Annotated in this window: 15 protein-coding genes; 7 read left to right on the forward strand and 8 right to left on the reverse strand. The window is 59.6% G+C overall.

Annotated elements, in window-relative coordinates; genetic code table 11:
* Positions 1–4 precede the first annotated feature (4 nt).
* Together bcsZ and bcsC are read left to right on the forward strand one after the other, a co-directional pair.
* Positions 5–1120 carry a cellulose synthase complex periplasmic endoglucanase BcsZ gene (bcsZ, locus tag BLL42_RS26005; protein ID WP_071555429.1) on the forward strand — a complete coding sequence of 372 codons (1116 nt, stop codon included), beginning with the start codon at positions 5–7 and terminating at the stop codon, positions 1118–1120.
* On the forward strand, positions 1108–4596 hold the full coding sequence (bcsC, locus tag BLL42_RS26010) for a cellulose synthase complex outer membrane protein BcsC (RefSeq protein ID WP_071555430.1): 3489 nt from the start codon (positions 1108–1110) through the stop codon (positions 4594–4596). The genes bcsZ and bcsC overlap by 13 nt, the downstream gene beginning before the upstream one ends.
* 90 nt (positions 4597–4686) lie before the next feature.
* On the opposite strand, the gene BLL42_RS26015 is transcribed toward bcsC, so the two are convergent.
* The 4 genes from BLL42_RS26015 to BLL42_RS26030 form a co-directional block, all read right to left on the reverse strand.
* Positions 4687–6111, reverse strand: a complete 1425-nt coding sequence (locus tag BLL42_RS26015; RefSeq protein ID WP_236721937.1) for an efflux transporter outer membrane subunit — start codon at positions 6109–6111, stop codon at positions 4687–4689.
* Between the two features lies 1 nt (position 6112).
* Entirely contained in the window at positions 6113–9349 is a 3237-nt protein-coding gene (locus BLL42_RS26020; protein WP_071555432.1) for an efflux RND transporter permease subunit, read from the reverse strand.
* Positions 9346–10389 carry an efflux RND transporter periplasmic adaptor subunit gene (locus BLL42_RS26025; RefSeq protein ID WP_201788739.1) on the reverse strand — a complete coding sequence of 348 codons (1044 nt, stop codon included), beginning with the start codon at positions 10387–10389 and terminating at the stop codon, positions 9346–9348. Before BLL42_RS26025 ends, BLL42_RS26020 begins: the two co-directional genes overlap by 4 nt.
* A gap of 615 nt (positions 10390–11004) precedes the next feature.
* Positions 11005–11877 carry an undecaprenyl-diphosphate phosphatase gene (locus BLL42_RS26030; protein WP_071555434.1) on the reverse strand — a complete coding sequence of 291 codons (873 nt, stop codon included), beginning with the start codon at positions 11875–11877 and terminating at the stop codon, positions 11005–11007.
* 345 nt (positions 11878–12222) lie between these two features.
* On the opposite strand from BLL42_RS26030, the gene BLL42_RS26035 reads away from it, so the two are divergent.
* From BLL42_RS26035 to BLL42_RS26055, 5 genes are all read left to right on the forward strand, one after another.
* Positions 12223–12990 (forward strand): COG4705 family protein, encoded by a 768-nt coding sequence (locus BLL42_RS26035; protein WP_071555435.1) that lies wholly within the window; start codon positions 12223–12225, stop codon positions 12988–12990.
* Positions 12991–13019: 29 nt separating this feature from the next.
* Positions 13020–13457 (forward strand): hypothetical protein, encoded by a 438-nt coding sequence (locus BLL42_RS26040; protein ID WP_071555436.1) that lies wholly within the window; start codon positions 13020–13022, stop codon positions 13455–13457.
* Positions 13458–13582: 125 nt separating this feature from the next.
* Positions 13583–14248 carry a response regulator transcription factor gene (locus tag BLL42_RS26045; RefSeq protein ID WP_071555437.1) on the forward strand — a complete coding sequence of 222 codons (666 nt, stop codon included), beginning with the start codon at positions 13583–13585 and terminating at the stop codon, positions 14246–14248.
* Positions 14224–15609, forward strand: a complete 1386-nt coding sequence (locus tag BLL42_RS26050) for an ATP-binding protein (RefSeq protein ID WP_071555438.1) — start codon at positions 14224–14226, stop codon at positions 15607–15609. The genes BLL42_RS26045 and BLL42_RS26050 overlap by 25 nt, the downstream gene beginning before the upstream one ends.
* Positions 15610–15718: 109 nt before the next feature.
* A complete protein-coding gene (locus BLL42_RS26055; RefSeq protein WP_071555439.1) occupies positions 15719–15901 on the forward strand; it encodes a DUF1289 domain-containing protein in 183 nt (60 codons plus the stop codon).
* A 9-nt stretch (positions 15902–15910) separates the two neighbouring features.
* Here BLL42_RS26055 and BLL42_RS26060 read toward each other — a convergent pair whose 3' ends face one another.
* The 4 genes from BLL42_RS26060 to BLL42_RS26075 all read right to left on the reverse strand — a co-directional run bounded on the left by BLL42_RS26060 (position 15911) and on the right by BLL42_RS26075 (position 20905).
* Positions 15911–17323: a M15 family metallopeptidase gene (locus BLL42_RS26060; protein WP_071555859.1), complete on the reverse strand. Its 1413-nt coding sequence runs from the start codon at positions 17321–17323 to the stop codon at positions 15911–15913.
* A 164-nt stretch (positions 17324–17487) separates the two neighbouring features.
* Positions 17488–18288: a methylmalonyl-CoA decarboxylase gene (scpB, locus tag BLL42_RS26065; protein ID WP_071555440.1), complete on the reverse strand. Its 801-nt coding sequence runs from the start codon at positions 18286–18288 to the stop codon at positions 17488–17490.
* Complete coding sequence (locus tag BLL42_RS26070; RefSeq protein ID WP_071555441.1) at positions 18285–19541, reverse strand: CaiB/BaiF CoA transferase family protein; 1257 nt, start codon at positions 19539–19541, stop codon at positions 18285–18287. Before BLL42_RS26070 ends, scpB begins: the two co-directional genes overlap by 4 nt.
* Before the next feature lie 35 nt (positions 19542–19576).
* Positions 19577–20905 (reverse strand): MFS transporter, encoded by a 1329-nt coding sequence (locus tag BLL42_RS26075; RefSeq protein WP_071555442.1) that lies wholly within the window; start codon positions 20903–20905, stop codon positions 19577–19579.
* Positions 20906–20996 lie beyond the last annotated feature (91 nt).

Raw genomic sequence — 20996 nt, forward strand, 5'->3', positions numbered from 1 at the left:
TCGGGTGAAAGCTTTCTTCGCGCTGGCTTTGACCGCGATCATCGTAGCGCCTGGTTTTGCCGGCGCTGCTGAATGCGCTTGGCCGGCCTGGCAGCATTATCGTCAGGCGCTGCTCAGCTCGGACGGACGGGTCATTGACCACTCCTCGGAGCAGTTGATCTCCACGTCTGAAGGGCAGAGCTACGGGCTGTTTTTCGCCCTGCTGGGCAATGACCGCAATAGCTTCGCCAAGGTGCTGCGCTGGACCCAGGACAACCTGGCCGGTGGAGACCTGAACCGGCAGCTTCCGGCGTGGCGGTGGGGTCGCGACAAAGCTGGCCGCTGGCAGGTACTTGATAGCAACAACGCCACCGACGCCGATTTGTGGATCGCCTATAGCCTGCTGGAAGCCGGGCGTCTGTGGCATCAACCGACTTACCTGGCATTGGGCCGCAACCTGCTCTGGCGCAGTGCTGCGCAAAGCCTGCGCAAGCTGCCGGGCCTGGGCCTGATGCTGTTGCCCGGCGACGTCGGATTCGACAATGCCGAGGGTTGGCGTCTGAATGCCAGCTATCTGCCGCCGCAATTGCTGGCACGCTTCGCCCAGGAAGCACCGATCTGGGCGGAGCTGGCCAGCAACACCGAGCGTCTACTGATCGAAAGTTCGCCCAAGGGCCTGGCATCCGACTGGCAACTGTGGAAACCCGGGCAGGGTTGGGCCGTGGACAGTCAGAAGGGCACTGTTGGTAGCTATGACGCCATTCGTGTCTACCTCTGGCTGGGCATGCTGGACAAGGATGCGCCGGGGCGCACCGGGTTGATCGAGCACTTCAAACCCATGCTGGACCTGACTGCACGGCTGGGCCATGTTCCGGAAAAAGTCGACACAATCACCGGCCTCGACAATGGCACCGGCCCAGTCGGCTTCAGTGCTGCCTTGCTGCCCTTGCTGGCCGCCAGCCCGGGCAGTGTGGGTGCCCTCAAGGCCCAACGCCAACGCCTGCAACAACAGCCGCCCTTGGCGGATGCCTATTACAACCAGTCGCTGACGTTGTTCGGGCAGGGCTGGGATCAACAACGTTATCGCTTCGATAAAAACGGACGCCTCGTGCCAAACTGGACTGCCGCATGCACAAATTGACCGGTTTTGGGCTGCTGTTGAGCAGCGTTTATGGGGTCGCCCTGGGCCAGCCTCTCAGCCCGCCCGACCAGCAGCAATGGCTGCTGGAGCAGGTCCGCATAGGTGAGGCTCTGTACCGCGAAGACCTGGTGCATGACTCGCTGGCTCGTCTGGAACTGATTGCACCGGACAATCCGCTGGTGAAAGTCGTTGAAGTCCGCCAGGCACTGCTGCAAAAAAATCAGCCGGAAGCCGAACGCCTGGTCGCTCAAATGCGCCAGCAGGTGCCAGGCACTGCGGCCCTGCGTCAGGCCGAGAACTTGTTGAAAATGCACGGCACCGATGGTCAGAGGGCTCTGCAGGAGGCGCGCCTGCTGGCCGTCGCCGGCCGTTCCGAAGACGCGGCCAAAGCCTATCGGCAATTGTTCGGTGATGACATGCCGGACTTTGCCACGGCTCTGGAATATCTGAACGTGCGTGGTGGCATCAAGGCTGAGCGGCCGGTGGTGATAGATCAGTTACGCGAGTTGGACCGGCAGTATCCCGGCAATGCCTCGCTGCGCCAGACCTTGGCCGGCCTGCTGTTTGCCGAAAAACGTGATCCCGAGGCGCTGAACGTCCTGCATCAATTGGCTGGCGATCCGAACGCCAGCAACAACGCTGCCGAGCGCGAATACAACTATTGGCTCAAACAACCGGTAGGGCACGAAACCGCGCAGGGCTGGCGAGCTTTTCTGAAGTTCTACCCCTACACCAACTTGCGCGCGGACGCGACTAAACAGTTGCAAGCGCAGGAGCAATATTTGGCTGATCCCGCCTGGCAGGCCGGAGTCAAAGGCAAGGCATTGCTCGATGCCGGCGACAATGTCGGCGCTGAAGCCAGTTTGCTTCGGGCGATCAAGCGTTATCCGCAAGACTCCAGCCTGATCGGTTCGCTGGGTATTTCGTTGATGCACCAAAACAAGCACGAAGCGGCATACAACGCTTTCGTCCAAGCGTCGGCCATCGAGCAGGACACCTCCTGGATAACCAAGTGGCAGGATCTCAAGGCTGCCAACTACCAATGGATGCTGCTGCAAAAGGGTGACGAAGCCCTCGAGCGAAAGGATTATCCCGTCGCGAAAAAATGGTACCGGCAGGCGAACCAAGCCAAGCCGAACGATCCTGCGCCGCTGATCGGCCTGTCCTACGCTGCCCGGGGCGAGTCCGATGACATCACCGCAGAAGCCCTGCTGGTGCGGGCGCGCAAGCTCGATCCGGACAACGCAAGCGTGGTGCGTGCGATGGTCCGCCTGTACCAGTCGCAGTCACCGGAAAAGGCCGAGCACTACCTCGACAGCCTGACGCCCAAGGAGCAGCAAGAGTTCCAAAGCGTGCGTCGGGGGCTGACGCTGGATCGCCTCAATGCGCAGGCCGATGACGCTACCCGACGCAGCGATTGGGCGCAGGTGACAGTAACCTTGAGCAAGGCTCGCGTGCTGGACCCGGACAATCCCTGGCTGGTGTACCGCTTGGCCAATGCCCAGCGCGAATTGGGCCGCAATGCCGAGGCCGATCAAAGCTTCCACTGGCTGTTACAACGTCAGGGCCAGAACACCGAAGCGCGCTATGCCCACGGCCTGTTTCTGGCTAATGGTGATCGTGACGACGATGCCATGGGCAGTCTGCAACAGATCCCCCGTGCCGCCTGGAGCGACAACATGAACGAGCTGTGGGCACGTCTGCAGCGTCGCCAGTTGCTTGCGAAGGCCCGGACACTACGCGACGGCGGCCATGAAGCTCAGGCCGAAGCGCTGCTGATGAGCGCGCCGACCACTGACGACTACCTGACCCTGGCCGACTGGGCCCAGCAGCGTGGCGACCTGGCGCAGGCCGAAAGCCGCTACCGCAAGGTACTGGCCAGCGCGCCGAAAAATACCGAGGCCCAACTGGGCCTGAGCGAAGTACTGATCGCCCGGGGTCAGCCGAGCGCCGCCAAGGCCAGCCTTATGGCAGTGACGGCGCCAGTACCGACCGATGCGTCGTTTCAGCGCCGCTTGGCCAATGCCTGGGCGTCGCTGGGCGACAAGCCGCGTGCGAGCGCGCTGTTCACGCAGTTGCTCAAGACCCCGCAAAGTGATCCGCTGGTCTATCGGGATGCGGCGCGTCTGCTGTCCCGAGAAGAGCCGCAGCGGGCTCTGGATGACTATGCGCGCAGCATGGGCGCGGCAAAGATGATCGAGCCGCAACAGGCCGAGCCACGCGACAACCGTGCCATGACCTTGGCCAGCCGTGCCAAGGACAGCGATGACTGGATGCAGCGCAGCATCCGCAGCGACGTCGACGAGCTGTACCAAAAGCAGAATCCGACGGTGAACCTGTACCATGACCTCGCCTGGCGCACCGACAACAGCTCATCGGGGGTCTCGGACCTGACCACCCAGACCACCATCCTGCGCATCGACGCGCCGGTGGCGCAAGGACAGGGTTTCGTTCAGGCCGAAGACATCAATCTGGATGTCGCAAATTTCTCCAGCACGGACCGGTTCGGCTTGTGCGCGGTGGTGCAGGGTGGTTGTGCCACCTCCTCGCAGAGCGTCCGCGGCACCCTGCTGGGCATGGGCTGGCACGATGATCGCTGGGCCTTTGACCTTGGCCATACGCCGCAAGAATTCACGGTGTCCAACTGGGTGGGCGGCGTCACTTATAGCGGTGACTGGAACAGCCTGGGTTACCGGCTCACGGCCTCGCGGCGGCCCCTGACCAACTCACTGGTGTCGTATGCCGGTGCGGTCGATCCGGTCACCGGAACCCAGTGGGGCGGCGTTACGGCCAACGGTTTCACCCTGGGCCTGAGCCATGACCAAGGCGGCAATGATGGCGTGTGGGCCAGCCTGAGCAGTCATTGGTTGATAGGCCAGAACGTTGAGAACAACCAGCGGCGCACCGCCATGGGCGGCTATTACTATCGCCTGGTGGAACGCGCCGACGAACGTCTGCGTACTGGCCTGACGCTGATGTACATGGGATACGACAAGGACTTAAGCGAAGACACCCTCAGCCAGGGCGGCTACTACAGCCCACAGCAATACTACTCGGTCAGCGTGCCGGTGAACTATGCCTGGCGCAACGCCGACTGGTCGGCGTTGCTCGAAAGCTCGGTAGGCTGGTCGTTCGCGAAAATCGACGGCTCAGACCTCTACCCCAAATACACCAACGAAATCGAACGGTATCAGCAGTTCCTGGTGGCCAACCCGACCGTGACCAGCGTCCTGGTGACCGACCCGACCCTGACCAAGAGTGGCAGTAGCAGCAACGGCATCAACGTCCGTCTCCAGGGCCTCGTGGAGCGTCGCCTTTCCGACAATTTGGTGCTGGGTACCGGTATCACTTGGCAGCACAGCGAAGGCTACGCCCCAAGTCGCGCCTTGCTGTATTTGCGCTACACGTTTGACCCTTGGCAGGGCAACCTGCCGCTACCGGTGGAGCCGATCTCGCCTTATGCGGATATGCGCTAGAGCGCCACAGCAGGCGTTTGCCAGCGCGCCGACTTGAGTGCGCCGCTGGCTGCCCTGTCAGCGCTCGCGAAAGCCATTTCTCGCCCTCTGCTACAAATCGTTGGAGGTCATCTGCTCGGCTTTGACGACCCACCCACCTCCCATTGCCTTATAGAGATTGACGAGCGACACGAACACGGCACCCTGGGTCTGGGTGTAATTCAATTCCGCGCTAAACAAACTGCGCTCGGCGTCGAGCACTTCGATGTAACTCGTGTACCCCCCGTCAAAACGTAAGCGAGCAAGCCGCGCATAGGTGCGTAACGCGTCGACCTGACGGTTCTGCGTGACGAGTTGCTCGCGGGACTTTTGCAGCGTAATGAGCGCGTCGTCGACTTCCTGAAATGCGACCTGAATCGATTTTTGGTACTGGAATAACGCTTGTTGCTGTTGTGCTTCGGCTTGTTTCACCTGACCGGCAATACCTCCTGCGGTAAAGATCGGCATCCCTAAATTCGCCGCATATGACCAGACACGCGCCGGCCCCGTGAACAGTTTCGATGATTCCCCACTCAATGAACCCAACAGTCCCGTGAGGGATATTGAAGGGAAATACTCAGCCCGCGCAGCACCAATCAGTGCGTTGGCGGCAACGAGATTCTGCTCGGCTGCCAACAGGTCAGGGCGACGCTCAAGCAAGTCGGAAGGTAACCCTCCCGGCACCACCGGAGGGGTCAGTTCAGCCAGCTCACGGCCTCGTAGAATGGGGCCAGGGTTACGACCGAGCAGCACCGATAACGCGTTTTCCTGTTGCGCAATCTGAATCTGGATCTGCGGCATCGTCGCCAGAGCTGCCTCGTACTCAGACTGACTTTGTGCCAGTTCCATCTGAGACACTGCGCCTCCTGAAAAACGCTGTGTGAAGACCTTTACTGCACCAGCGCGGCTTGCAATCGTCGCATTCGTGATTGCGAGCTGCCGGTCGAGATCGCGCAAGTTGATGTACGAAGACGCAACGGATGCCACCAGCGACAGAATTGTCGCTCGGCGTCCCTCTTCGCTCGCCAACAGGTTTGCATTGGCCGCCTCCGTCTGCCGCCGCAACTGACCAAAGAGATCAAGTTCCCAACTGACCGACAGACTCGCCTGATACTGATTAAAGACTGGGCCGATGCCAGATGGCAGTGGTTGTGGACCGACCTGCGAGGCACGCTGGCGCTCAGCGCTCACGCCTGCACCCACCTGCGGAAACAACTGGGATCGAGTGGTCTCGAACTGGCCACGAAACTGCTCTACGCGTGCCGCGGCAATTCTCACATCCTTGTTTTCCTGGAGCGCCACGGCGATCAAATTATTCAGCACGGGGTCATGAAACTGTTCCCACCAGGCACTGTTGGCCAGGTTTGAGGCATCCTTCTGTTCAAAGCGAAATGACTGCGGTGAATCTATTTTGGGTCGCGCATAGTCGGGCCCCAGGACACAGCCGCTCAATCCAAGGGCAAGAACCAGTGAGAGTAAAGACCAAGGCGTGCGCACGTCATTCACCCCTTGGTTTGGTCGACAGTGGAGACGCTGCGATACTTGTCTCTGAAGCAGACAAAGGCGAACGGGCAACGTCCGGCGTGCCATCGTGTGGGTCGGGCTGTTTGTTGGCTCCGGCCTTACGCTCTGACATTGACTCAAGCACGTAGAAGAACATGGGGATGAAGAACACCGCGATGACCGTCGCTCCGAGCATCCCGCCGATGACGCCGGTGCCAATGGAGTGCCTGCTGTTTGCCGATGCCCCCACCGCAATGGCGAGTGGCACACAACCGAGGATAAAGGCCAATGAAGTCATCACGATGGGGCGAAGGCGTTCGGTCGCCGCCGTGACGGCTGCATCGTAGGGTGACAAGCCCTGATCCCGGTTCAACACCGCAAATTCGAAAATCAAAATCGCATTCTTTGCCGCTAGCGCAACCAGCATCGTCAGGCCGATCTGGAAGTAGACATCATTCTCCAGACCGCGCAGAAGAATGGCGAGCAATGCCCCAAACAGCGCGAAAGGTACGGCCATCAACACGCCGATGGGCAGACTCCACTTCTCGTACTGCGCCGCAAGAATCAGGAACACCATGACGATGCCGAAGACGAACACCAGGCCCGAAGTTCCTCCTGATTGCCGTGCTTCATAGGCCTCACCACTCCAGCCAATGGCATAGCCGGCCGGTATCACCTGTTGAGCAGACTCTTCGAGGGCGCTGATGACTTGACCCGAGCTGTAGCCTGGTGCAGCGTTCGCTGTGACCTTGACCGCTGGAAAGTTGTTGAAGCGCGTTACCAGATCAGGGCCCGTGACGAATTGGTAGGATGCAATCGCTTTGAGTGGAACCATACTGCCGGACGTACTGCGCACGAATATCTGATTCAAACTCTCGGGGTTGAGGCGATACGAAGGCTCCGCCTGGACAATGACTTCCCACAGTCGACTCGATTGGCTGAACTGCGAGACATACAGCGAGCCGAACATCATCTGCATGGCGCTGTACACATCCTCGACCGGGACACCCAACGCTTGCGACTTGTCACGGTCCACCGTGACCAGCAGTTGCTGGGCCGACGCATTGAACGTAGAGGTGACACCCGAGAGCTCCGGCCGTTGTTTCGCCTTGACAACGAAGTCCTTCACCACAGCGGCCAGTTGCGCAATGGTCCCGTCGCCGCTGCCCTGAATCCATATTTCCGTGCCTCCTGTCGTGCCGAGTCCTGGAATCGATGGAGGGTTTACGGGAATGATGACGCCTTCCTTCACCCTGGACAGTTCCCGATTGGTCTCAATCATTACTGCGCGGGCATTCTGTGTTCTGGCGTTCGCGGCCGTGTAGCGTTCGTCGAAACCTTTCAGCCCCACAAAGAATGTCGACGCGTTGTTCTTGTTCTGGCTATCGAGCAGGCTATAGCCGTCGACAACCGTGATGCTGCTGACGGCATCCTGCTTCATGAAAAAATCGGTGACATGCTGGCTGACCTGGCCGGTGCGGTCCAGGCTTGCGGCATCCGGCATGATGACAGCGCCAAGCAGGTAACCTTGATCCTCCGGCGGCAGGAACGATGTTGGAATCGATCTCATCATAATCACGGCCAGTACAATCATCCCGACGAACAACATCAAAGCCATTGCGAAGCGTTTGATCACGAGCTTGACCATGCGCGTGTAACCCGCGGTCCCGCGCTCAAAAACACTATCGAACCATTTGAAGAAACCGTGCTTTTCCGCGTGCCCTGGTTTTAACAGCAAGGCTGCCAGCGCCGGTGAAAGCGTGAGCGCGACAATCCCGGAGAGCACCACCGAAATCGCAATGGTGATCGCGAACTGCTTGTAGAGTTGGCCGGTGATACCGCCCAGGAACGCAACCGGCACGAACACCGCGCACAGCACAAGCACAATGGCTACGACCGGCCCCGAGACTTCGTCCATGGCTCTCTTTGCGGCTTCTTTTGGGCTCAGCTTATGGACATTCATATTGCGCTCGACGTTTTCAATCACGACGATCGCGTCATCCACCACAATGCCAATGGCAAGCACCATGCCGAACAGCGTCAGCATGTTGATCGAGAAACCCAATGCAAGCATGCCCATGAATGTACCGATGATCGACACCGGTACCGCAAGAACCGGAATCAACGTGGCACGCAGGCTCTGCAAGAACACGTAGACGACGATGACAACCAGCACAAGCGCTTCAAAAAAGGTCTTGATGACGTCGGAGATGGACGCTCGGGTGAAATCGGTCGTGTCCATTGCGATGCTGTAATCCAGCCCTTCCGGAAAGGACTTTTTCATCTCCTCCAGCGTTGCGCGGACCTGTTTCGATACGTCAAGGGCATTGGCGCCCGGTTGCTGGTAAACGGCCATGACCGTCGCGGGCAACCCTTGGAATTTACTGCGAATCGAGTAGTCCTTTTGCCCGAGTTCGGCCCGCCCGACGTCCTTGAGCCGCACGGTCGCGGCATCGCCGTTGGCCGCTCGGAGGATGATTGAGTCGAACTCGGTCGGCGTGCTCAACCTGCCTGTGGTCGTCACGGCAAATGACTGCTCGACCGGCGACCCCGTAGGTGACTGACCGATACGGCCAACTGCAAACTGCTGGTTTTGATTGGCAATCGCCGTCTGGACGTCGGCGGCCGTAATACCCAGCTGAGCCATGCGATCCGGCCTCAACCAGATGCGCATGGCAGCGTCAGGCGCCCCGAAGATGCTCGACTGATTGGCGCCCGGTATGCGTTTCAACGCATCGAGCACATAAATATTGGCGTAATTGGCGATGTAGTTTGATTCGTATCGGTTGGTGGGCGAGTAGATCGCCACGACCATCATGAATGCCGACGATTTCTTTTGTACCTGGATACCTTGTGACTGCACCGAGGCAGGTAGTTGCGGCAGCGCCAGGTTCACCCTGTTCTGTACATCCACCTGCGCCAGTTGCGGGTCGGTGCCAATCTTGAAATAGGCATTGATCGTCAAGTTACCTGTCGATGAGCTCGACGAGTTCATGTAGATCATGTTGTCGGCGCCATTCACTTGCTGCTCGATCGGTGCGGCTACGTTATCCGCCACCACATCCGCACTGGCACCTGGATAGTTGGTGGAAATGGTGATCTGCGGCGGCGTAATGTCGGGGTACTGCGAGATGGGCAAGTTGAACATCGCCACCGCGCCACCGAGAGTGATGACGATCGAGATGACGGCCGCGAAAATGGGCCGGTCGATGCAGTAATGAGAGATGCTCATTGAGCTGACGCCGTCGGTTTTGCCTCAGCAGAGGCCGTGATGATCTTCACCTGCGCATTGGCGGCGACCCGGACTGCACCATCGACAATCACACGTTCACCTGGCTGAAGACCCTGCGTAATGAACCAGTCATCACCGTGCCAGGCGCCGACCTCGACCATTCGTGGATGCGCCTTGGACTCGTTGTCGACGACCCAGACAAAATGCCCTTTCGCCCCCTGTTGTACCGAGCGCTGCGGCACCAGAATCGCCTTGGGCCGCACGGCTCCAGAGACCTTCGCCCGCACGAACTGCCCTGGACGCAGACTGCCCTTGGGGTTGTCAAATACCGCTCGTACAAGAAAGGTGCCGGTCTGTGAACTGAACGCCGGGTTGCTGAAATTGATGCGACCGCGCGCAGGAAACAGGCTGCCGTCGGCAAGCTCCAGCGAGACTTCAAAATCCTGGTTCGCCGGAAACCGCAGTTGCCCATTGGTGATTTGGTTGTGATACCCCAGCAGCTCATTTTCAGAAACGCTGAAATTGACCCAAATCGGATCAAGTTGGTACACGTAGGTTAGCGGCCCCGCCGAGGTCGCCGCCACGTAGCTGCCATCCTGCACCCTGGCGAAACTCGACACACCGCTGATCGGGGACTTGATGGTTGTATAGCTGAGATTCAATTGCGCCGTCTGCACCTGGCCTTGGGCGGCGATGACAGCGGCCTTGGCCTGTTGCTCGCTGCCAATGGCATCATCCAGGTCCTTCTTGCTCAGTGCATTTTGAGCCGCGAGAGGAACGACGCGGGCGAGGTTCGCTTTGGCCACGGTATAGCGGGCCTGCTGCTGTGCAAGTTGACCGTTGGCCGTCTGAAGCGCTGCCTCGAATGGTTTGGGGTCCATCAGAAAGAGAGTTTGCCCTGCCTGAACCGGCTGGCCTTCGGTATAGACCCGCTTGTTGAGAAAACCGTCAACGCGCGCGCGAATCTCTACTTCATGCGAACTCTGGCTTTGAGCGGTAAATTCGAAGTCAACCGGCGTATCTTGCTGAGCGACCGTCACAACGGTCACCTCGACTTCTCCATACGAAGGAGGGCTGGGAGACTTTCCGCAGCCCGCCAGTATTGAAAGCGCAGTGACGATCCATACAAGGCGCAACAAGGGTACATGGACGTGGGGTATAACCATGATGATTGTGACGCCTCCGCTGCAAGTCAATGCGACAGCCCTGCGTCAATCAAATAGAGGGCTTTCTTAACAGGCCAGCCATTGATGGCTGTTACAGGGCTCAGCACAGACAGGCGGTTCTGTGCCAATCGCTCATACAGTGTCGATATCCAACCGTAGCCCAAGAGACTATAGACAATGAATTCACGAGAGGCTGGCGACAAACGTGATTCCATTCGCGATGGTTGTCTCAACGTCCGTCCACCCGTTGATTGATCAGATGGCGCGAGGGTAGGGCGCTGACTGGTTGATTCCATCAGAGGTGAAAAAGCCCGGTCTGGTGCCCGCTCAGGCTGAGAAGAAATTTAACGTCGTGTCCGGGATTAGTTGACCACTACAGTAGGCCTTTATTTATCCAGGATGGCGAGGTGGTTGTAGGATTGCTTAGGGTTATTTAGGACAATAAAAAGCCCGGCACGGTGGCCGGGCTTTATCAGCGTTGAACGTTGTTTAGCTCAACAGCCCGGTACTGACCGCGACAATCAGGAAAACACCCAGTACCGCCCGGTAGATAACGAAGGGCCAGGTGGAAAACCTTTCCAGGAACTTCATCAGGCCCCAGATGGCGCAAAACGCCGACACGCTGGCGATCACCAACCCGAAAATCAGGTGCGACCACGCTTCGGCCGGGATCTGTGCATGATACAGCACCCACAGCTCTTTCAAGCCGGCCAACGCGATAGCGGGCAACCCAAGCAGGAATGAGAAGCGCGCGGCTTCTTCGCGTTTGAAGTTGAGAAAAAGCGCTGCGGTGAGCGTTGAACCCGAGCGGGAAACACCCGGTATCAGCGCGCCAATCTGCGCAATACCGACGATCAATGCATCCCGCAGGCGCATTTGGCCCACGACGCGCTGATGGCGGCAGCTGAGCTCTGCCGCTGCCAGCAAAACGGCCATCACCACGCACGAGATACCAATCACCATCAGGCCTCTCAAGGGTGAATTGCACGTATTGAGCAGCGAGGACAAGGCCAGGCCCGCGATGCCGATCGGGATGGTCGCCAGCACAATGGCAACGGCCAGCTTGAACGACTGGTTGCTGTAATCACGCTGCCGCACGGCGCCGATGCTTCCAGTGACGACTTCCCGTACATCACGCCAGAAGTAGCTGACGACCGCGGCCAGCGCGGCCAGTTGCATCGCGGCGGAAAACGCCGAGCCGGGATCGGGCCAGCCGAGAAGGGCGGGTACGATTCGCATGTGCGCAGTGGATGAAATGGGTAATAGCTCGGTGATGCCTTGAATGATGCCCAGGATGCCAATTTGCAGGTAATCCAGAGAAGCAAAGCCAATATCAAGGCCGCTGGTACAGACGTTTGTCAAAATACTTTCCTTAAGAAGTAAGGCTTTCCCACTGCCCCCCGAAAACACGATACGACGCTCGGACAGTCTCGGCAGTGGACAAATGATTCTGGACTGAACCGCTCTATCAGACGGTCGTTCATGGTGACTGCGAGCTGAATGATGGCCTTATTTGTAACTGTTTGCTACAGGCTGTTGAGATGATTTTTCTAGCCGAGAGCACCCGCGAAGCCCATGTGTACAGGTCTGGCCGGGATTTTATGTTCGCTTCATGACCGACAATCGAGGTTCCTCAGTCCCAGCTAAGTTTGCCTGCGTAGTCTCTCCCTTGCGCCAATTGCAGCGCTGTCAAGGAGAAGCATCCACATGAAGCCGCTTACGAAAGCTGACTGGCTCAATAAAGTCCCCGAGGTGACCCTGTCGTTCTGGGTCATCAAGATCATGTCCACCACCGTGGGTGAAACCGGCGCGGACTTTCTCGCCGTCGATGCGGGTCTGGGGCAGAGTGTCACCAGTATCGGCATGGCGGTGCTATTGGCGATTGCACTGTTCGGCCAACTTCGTACCCGCGCCTACACCCCCTGGATTTATTGGCTGACGGTGGTGCTGGTGAGTGTCGTCGGAACGCAGATTACCGATGTGCTCACTGACAAGCTGGGCGTCAGTCTGTATGCCAGTACGGCGGTTTTTTCCGTACTGCTGGCGATCAATTTCATGGTCTGGTACGGGTTGGAGCGCAGCCTCTCGATCACTGAAATCGTCACGCCGCGCCGGGAATTGTTCTATTGGACGACGGTGCTCTGCACCTTTGCGCTGGGCACGGCGGCCGGCGACCTGGCCACCGAGGCGCTGGGTCTTGGTTTCACACTGGGCGCGGTGATTTTCGGCGCGTTGATCGCCGTGACGTTCGCCGCCTGGCGCCTGGGCGGCAATGCGGTCCTGACCTTCTGGATCGCCTACATCCTGACCCGTCCTTTTGGCGCCTCCCTGGGAGACTTGCTGACTCAAGCCAAGACCTATGGCGGCCTCGGCATGGGCGCCATGTGGACCAGCGCGATTTTCCTCAGCGTCATCCTGATGTTGGTGGCCGCCGCTCAGATGAGTGTCGGCAATCGCAAACTCGTCACTGAATAACCCGTTCAAAAGCCCATCAAGGAATCATCATGGTCTACGTTCAAACCGTCATTCGTAAAGCCGCCATCCTTTCAGCCATCGTCGTGTTTGGCCTGGCCGCAGGGTGTTCGAAACCTGCTGACGCCTCTAAAGCGAGTGCTGCTTCGGGCGTGGCCAGTGTTCAGCAGAACTCGGCCTCGAAACTGGGCGACCTGTCGGCGTTCCAGGGCATTGCGGCAAACGTCGCCGATCTCGTGAGTAAAAACGACCTGCCGGGCGCGAAAACGCGAATCAAGGACCTGGAGTTGTCCTGGGACTCAGCAGAGGCCGGCATCAAGCCGCGTGCTGCCAGCGACTGGCATGTTCTGGACAAATCCATCGACAGTGCACTTGAGGCCTTGCGCGCCAGCAGCCCGAAACAGGGTGACTGCAAGGCGGCAATGGATGATTTGCTGAAAACCTTCAATTCGCTGCAAGGAAAAAGCTGAGGTCTTTCACTGCCCATAAATCGCTTCGCACACGCTTGAACAGGTGATTCAATGCAGGCTCGACACGCATTGCGCAGGTGTATACCCGCGTGGGTGTCGAGCCTCACTTATCACCGGAGAGGGACATGCGGATATTACTGGTCGAAGACGACCCCATGATCGGGGAGGCGATCCAGGACGCACTGAAAGATGCCAGTTACGCCGCCGACTGGGTCAAAAATGGCCTGACCGCCCTGACTGCGCTGGAGACTCAACATTATGACCTGGTGCTGCTTGACCTCGGCCTGCCCGGCAAGGACGGCCTTGCGGTATTGAGCAGCATTCGGGCTCGCAACAACGGCGTTCCACTGCTGATCATCACGGCTCGCGACAGCCTCGACGATCGCTTGCGCGGCCTCGATGGCGGCGCTGACGATTACCTGCTAAAACCCTTTGAAATGGCGGAACTGCTGGCCCGCATGCGTGCCGTTCTGCGCCGTAAAGGCGGCAGTGCGCTGCCGGTGTTCAGCAACGGCGTGGTGTCGCTGGACCCGATTTCGAAACAAGCCAGCACCGAAGAAAACCCGGAGATCCAGCTCTCCAGCCGCGAGTTTTCGTTGCTGCAGGCGCTGTTGATCAGGCCGGGGGCGATTCTTTCGCGCAGCGAGCTTGAAGACCGTATCTATGGCTGGGGCAATGAAGTGGAAAGCAATGCGGTGGAGTTTCTGATCCATGCACTGCGTCGCAAGCTGGGTAGCCATGTCATCAAGAATGTCAGGGGTATGGGATGGATGGTTTCAAAAGGCGACTGAGCGAGTCGGTCCAGGTCAGGCTGTCCGTTTCCCTGTCGCTGGCCATCCTGATCGTCGCTATCGTGGCCGGCATTTTCGCCTTCGTCTCGGCATTCGATGAAGCCCTGGAAATGCAGGACAACACCCTGCATCAGTTAGCCGTGCTGTTCGAGCGTCAGCAAATGACGCTGGCCTATCCGGCGCAAGGCAAGGGTATCGAGGGCGACGATGAAGAATCCAGGGTCATCGTTCAGTACCTGAGCGATGGCAACAACGCGTCGGGCAACGTGGATGCCGGAGAACCGCTGCCACTGCCGACCACGCTGGCCGACGGCCTGTCGACGCTGGACGTCGGTGGCGAACCGTTTCGTGTGCTGGTCAAGACCTTGAAAAGTGGCGAACGAATCGCCGTCGCGCAGGAAACCGGCGCGCGCGACAAGGATGCCCGCGAGAGCGCCTGGCGCGGCCTGTTGCCGTTTCTCATTCTGTTTCCCGTGCTCTTGCTGGTGGTGGCCGATCTGGTGCACAAGCTGTTTCGGCCCATCGCGGCACTGGCGTCTGAAATCGACCAGCGCGGTGAGCAGGAACTTCACCCCATCGACGAAAACCATTTGCCCGCCGAGATCCGCCCCTTCGTGCTGGCCATCAATCGATTGCTCAACCGAGTGGCTCAGTCGATGGAGACCCAGCGTCGCTTCGTCGCCGACGCTGCCCACGAACTCCGATCGCCCCTGACGGCCCTGTCCCTGCAAGCGGAGCGCCTGGCCGTCGCAGACATGTCGACGTTGGCCCGAGAGCGTCTGTTTGCGTTGCGGCGGGGGATCGAACGCGGCAAAAATCTGATTGATCAACTGTTGGCGCTGGCCACCGCTCAATCGAACTCTACGCTGCCCACCACGCCGGTTTCCGTGCATGGCGTCTATCGTCGTGTGTTGGAGGACTTGCTGCCGCTGGCCGAGGTCAAGCATATCGACATCGGTGTCGAGGACGAACAGGATGTGCAGGTGCTGATCAACGAGATTGACCTGCTCGCCATGGTCAAGAACCTGGTCGATAACGCCATTCGCTATACACCCGTGGGCGGACGGGTTGATCTTTCGGTGGATATGGAGGAGGGCGGGGCGCTGTTGCAGGTCAAGGACTCCGGCCCCGGGATTGCGGCTGAGGAGCGGGAGCGTGTGTTCGATCCGTTTTATCGCAGCCTCGGGAGCCATGAGGTAGGGTCCGGGCTGGGGCTGTCCATCGTCAAGGCAGTAGCGGAACGTAACGGGGCATGGATCCGCTTGGGGTTTTGCGATGAGGCAGCAAGAAGCGGGTTGTGTGTCTCGGTGTGGTTGCCGTCATTGATTTCCCGCAGCGTTCCCCCTGCCGCCCATCTGTAGGCGCAGATTTATTTGCGAAAAGAACACTTCGCCGGCCCGTGCATTCCTCGGCCGGTTTTAGAGACTCATTCAACGCTTGGCGCGCCAGCGCTCGACTCGGGATTGAACCATGGCCAAGGATATCGAAAATCCGTGTATTTCCGTTTGTCAGCTGCGCGGTGAGCTGTGTGTGAGTTGTGGTCGCATCAAGGAGGACATCAGAAAATGGAAGCGCATGAAGCGCCCCGAAAAAATGGCCGCCGTGCAGCGCGCGAATCTGCGCCTGCAAAGTCTGAAAAAAAACAACGCGTGAGCCGGTGGATCAATGCTCGGGAAGGTTCCAGCTTTCGCGAAGGTGCTCGTACTCCGTTTCTGGCAGCTGAACCAGTAGAGGGGACTGACGAGGATCCAGCCAGCTGAACAAACGAGCAATATCTGCTGGGTCCATGGCTGTGCAGCCAAGCGTCGGGGAGGTGGGGGCGCGCCAGATGTGGAAGAAAATGCACGAGCCCGAGTCGGGGGACGCCGGCGTGTTGTGCTCAATAAAAATGCCTTTTCGATACAGGTCGTCATCGCGACGCATGTGTTCGGAACTGGTCCAGTCCTTGGCGATCGTCGACCCGCCGACAAGCTCGTTATAGTGTTTTGAGTGGCTGTCATCCACGCATTCGGTGGTCAATGTAAGAGGGAGGTAAGGCAGTTTGGTGTCGGCCGTGCTGTCGTAACCAAAGGCTGTTCCCAGTTTGAACAGGCCGGCAGGAGCTTTGCCATCACCTTCGCGTTTGACCGGCCCCTCGTGCTGGTCAACGACACTGAGACCCTTGCCCCAGGCCAGTCCGCTTTGGCCTACAACCACCGGAAACGACGCTCCGTACTTCTGAAAGGTTTTCCCGTGCCGCTCATAGCGTTGGGCGGTTCCCTGGACATCCGTCCAGTTTTTTGTCGTGACCACAATGAGTTGGTTGCTGGTGTCCAGCACCTGCGCCGTAATAGGGAAATCCATGACGCTCTTCAATGCATCTTTCCCGGTGTAGGTGAAGTGCCACCATTCTTTCGAGTACCCGGAAAATCCCTCTTTTTGCATGGCATTGCTGAGTCGCTGGCGATTGTCTCTGGCGGTCGCGTTGATCGTTGGACTATCGGTATGCGCTCGCTCATCGAAGCAATCGAAACCTGTTCCCATGTCGACGGCACCGTCATGCCAACGCTGCTCATAGGGTGCCGCACAGTCGACTTGCGCGGCCGAGGGGCTCCATGTCTGGGCGGGCAGCCCCTCTGGGCCTGTCAGCGTCAGATCCAGCGTGCCGCCCTTGGAGTGATTCGAAACCCGTGCCACATAACCCAGACGCCAGAAGTCTTGCTTGTCTACGCGTGGATAGAACTCGGCCTTGCGTGGGTCACCCGGTTCCGTCGCGAAGCGCCCCATATCGGCGACAGCACGGCTGGGCCGATAGCAGTCAAATACCTTCAAGCCGTAGCCTTGCGTGCGCAGCGCCGTTTGTACTCGCGCGAGGGCCTTGGCAGCGTCCAGCGACAACAGGCACTCCGCCGCGCCGTAGCCGTCGAGTGGGTGTCCGGTGAAGTTGTGAGCGCTGGCATAGCGGATGTCTTGTTCGATGCTCGGATCAATCGTACGCAAATAGACCATATGCTCGGGCCTTGACTCGGCGCTGACCATGCAGGGCGCGATCATGCTCAGGCACAGGATCGATCGCAGCCAGTGCCGCGTATGCATGCGCTGCGCACGCCCCGCCCATGGCCTCGAGAAGGACAGCGGTATGCTTTTGCGTTGAGGGCGCATGCGATGCCTCCAAAGATGCCGGTTCTCAAACCAGAGCGGGTAATGGGTCGGGTGGGTGACAGTATCAACGTGGGAATAGAAAGCATAGTCAGCGTGTCTTACCGACCGCCAAACACCGCAGGCCTGCGCTCCGCAAATGCCGCCAGCCCTTCATCAAAGTCGCTGCTCTCACACGCCTGTCGACGCAGTTCTGCGATCTGTTCCATCGCCTGGACGGGCATCGGTTGCAGGTCTTCGAGGATGCGCAATTGCTCCTTGACCGCCGCTATGGCCAGTGGCGCTTTGCCGGCAATCGTGTGTGCCAGTTCAAGCGCAGTCGCTTCCAGCGCATCGCTGTCGACCAACCGGTTCACCACACCAAAGTGCTCGGCGCGTTCTGCATCGAGCTTCTGTGCGCAGAAAAACATTTCCTTCAATACGTGAATCGGCAGGTTGTTGAAAAAGCGCAGCAGCCCGCTCGTTGTGTAGGGTAAACCGATGTTTGCCGGCGTCATCGAAAAGCTCGCACTGCGATCGGCGACGACCAGGTCGCAACTCATCGCCAGGTCGACCGCGCCTCCCCATACCGAGCCGGAGATCATGGCAATCACCACGCCGGGGTAGGCGCGGATGCGGCGCAACACTTTTTCGAGCGGCTTGCCATAGGCAATCGGGTCGTGGTCGTGTTGCAGTTCGCGGATGTCGTGGCCGGCGCTCCAGACGGGTTGGCCGACTTCGCTGCCCAGTATCACCACCGGTATGCGTTGTGACGCCAGTGCGGCGAGGCTTTCGTCGAGGGCCGTCAGCAGTTGGGCGCTGAGGGCGTTGCGGTGGGTGGGGTTGCTGAAGATCAGCCGACCGATTCGTTCATCGACAATGTTGACGGTCACGGTGGCGGAGGAGGTTTGCGTCGGGCTCATTGTGCGGTTTCTGTTGATTGTCCGGATGCCATGGCTGGCGAATTACTGGTGTCCTGATACACGGCCTTCGCGGCCAGCAGTGCGTTGATCGACGCCGTGTCGAAACCTGCCTCGCGCAGGACTTCGAGGGTGTGTTCACCGAGCAGCGGCGGTGGTCGCTGGCTGACGCCAGGCGCAGGTTCTGCTGCGTCGGTTGCGCTGAACACCGGGGTCACTACCTGGCGCAGTGCGCCGAGTGTCGGGTGCATGAGTGTCCTGGTCAGTTGGCTATGCAGCACCTGCGGGTCGTCGAACACTTCGTCGAGTGTGTTGATCGGGCCGGCGGGTAAGCCTGCCTCGATGAACAGTTCGGTCCACGCGCGTTTGCTGCGGGTTTTCAAGCGGCTTTCCAGGATAGCTTTCAACTCGTCCCGCCGCTCGACCCGGGCTTCATTGGTCGCGAAGCGCGGGTCGTCCGGCAGCGCGGGTACATCGAGCAGCACGCATAAACGTCCCCACATGGCCGAGGTGATCGGCGCCAGATTGAGCGGGCCGTCCAGCGTCTGGAACACGCCGTAAGGCGCAATGACTGAATGGGCGTTACCGGTGCGGCGGGGGACATCGCCCAGGCTGAGGTAGCGTTGACCGTGCACACTTAACAATCCGACCAGGCTGGCCAGCAACGACGTGCTGACGTGCTGGCCGTAACCGCTGCGTTCGCGCTCCAGCAGGGCGGCCAATACCGCCGTTACCAGCCACATGCCCGAGGTCAGGTCGCCGATGGCCGTACCGGTGCGGGTCGGGTCGCCATCGACGAACCCCGTGAGGCTCATCAACCCCGAGTAGCCCTGGGCGATCTGGTCAAAACCCGGCCAGCTACTCATCGGGCCGTCGGTGCCAAAGGCGTTGATGCTGCCCATGATCAGCCGCGGATTGCGCGCGCTGAGCACGTCATAGCTGAGCCCCATGCTCTCGAGAGTGCCGGGTTTGAAGTTTTCGATCACCACGTCGGCATCGTCGATCAGCCGCTGGATCGCGGCCAACCCTTGGGGGTTGCGGAAGTCGATGCACAGGCCGCGCTTATTGCGATTACACGACAGGTAGTAGGTGCTCACGCCCCGGTCGAACGGGCCCCAGGTCCGGCTCATGTCGCCGGTCGGGCCGGGCTCGATCTTGATCACATCGGCGCCGAGGTCCGCCAGCACCATGGTGCAGAACGGCCCCGACAGTGCGCGACTCAAGTCGACGATCTTCACGCCTTGCAAAGCTTGCATACGGTTCTCCAGTAAATGTTTGAATCAGCTGCGGGCTATTGCGGCAACGGCTGATCACGCGTTTCGACGGCAAACGGCAGGATCAGAATGCCGGCCACGAAGGCTGCAGCGGTCCAGGCGATGGGGACGCCGAGCGAGCCGTGCCAGTGGATCGCAGCGGCCAGCAGGAAGTTGACGCCGGCGCCGATGAAGCGGCCGACCGATGCGTTGAAGGCGAACGCCGTGGCGCGGATCCGGGTCGGATACTGCTCGGGCAGCCAGAGCGAGAAAATCGCGAAGTTGCCGCCAAAGAAGCCCAGAAACATCAGCGACACCATGAACAGATGCAGGCCGTCGTCCATATAGAACACCCAGCCGAAGGCGACCACGATCGATGTCGCCATGCCGGCGAAGTAGATGCCCAGCGCAACCCGTCGCCCCAGTCGTTCGGCCAGCCAGGGTGCGACGAGGCAGCCGAGGATGGTGCTGAGCGACAGCACCGCCGCGCCAATGGATGCCAGATGCACCGCCCCGACGTGGTCGATACCGGCGCGGGTCGCCAGGGTCACAACGGCCGTCGCTTCGTAAACCGAGCCGGCCCACAAGCCGACGATGGCGACGCCGACCAGTGCAGAACTGGTCAGCGTGCGTCGGCGAAAGGCCGGTGCAAAGATTTCCCACCACGACGTGCGAGTGGCAGCGGTCGGGGCGTGAGGACGTCCGGCGTGGTGCGCGGTCTTGTGTGTCTGGGCCGGTTCTTTGACTTTCAATGCGGTGTAGATCGCCACCGCCGCTGGTGCAAGGCCGCACAGAAACATCACGCGCCAGCCGTAGGTTGCGCCGACGGTGTAGTTCAGCAACGCGGCAATGAAAAAGCCGAAGTAGTAGCCGGTTTGCAGGTAACCCGCGCCCATCTTGCGCCGGTCCTCCGGCCAGCTCTCGGCGACGTAGGTGCCGGCCAGCGCCCACTCGCCGCCGACGCCGATCCCGGCAATCAGTCGAAACGCCGCCAACTGCCAGATGTTCTCCGAGAAAGCCGCGGCCCCGGTAAACAGCGAGTACACCAGAATGCTCGCTGCCAGCATCTTGACCCGGCCAAAGCGATCGGCCAGGGGCCCCCAGATAAACGACAGACCCCAGCCGATCAGAAACAGCCCGAACAGGAGAGAACCGTACATGGCGATGTTGGCGGGGGTTGGGGTGATGCCCGAGCTGGGTAGCAACTCGGTCAGGGCGGGAATCAAAACCAGGGCGAAGATCACCGAGTCCACGCCATCCAGCACCCATCCCAGGTAGACGGTCCAGAAGCCGCGAATCTGCTCGCGGGTCAGGGGCGTTTTGATCGGCTTCACGCTCGTTACTGATGCGGTTAATGCTCTAGACATTAAGATCTCCCATTGACCTTGATCAGGCCTATTGAGGCGCTGCGAGGCTGTGGCCGTCGTCAGCGCTTCGTTTATTGTGAAATCAGTCTAG

This window comes from Pseudomonas frederiksbergensis (assembly GCF_001874645.1).
Lineage (GTDB): Bacteria > Pseudomonadota > Gammaproteobacteria > Pseudomonadales > Pseudomonadaceae > Aquipseudomonas > Aquipseudomonas frederiksbergensis_B.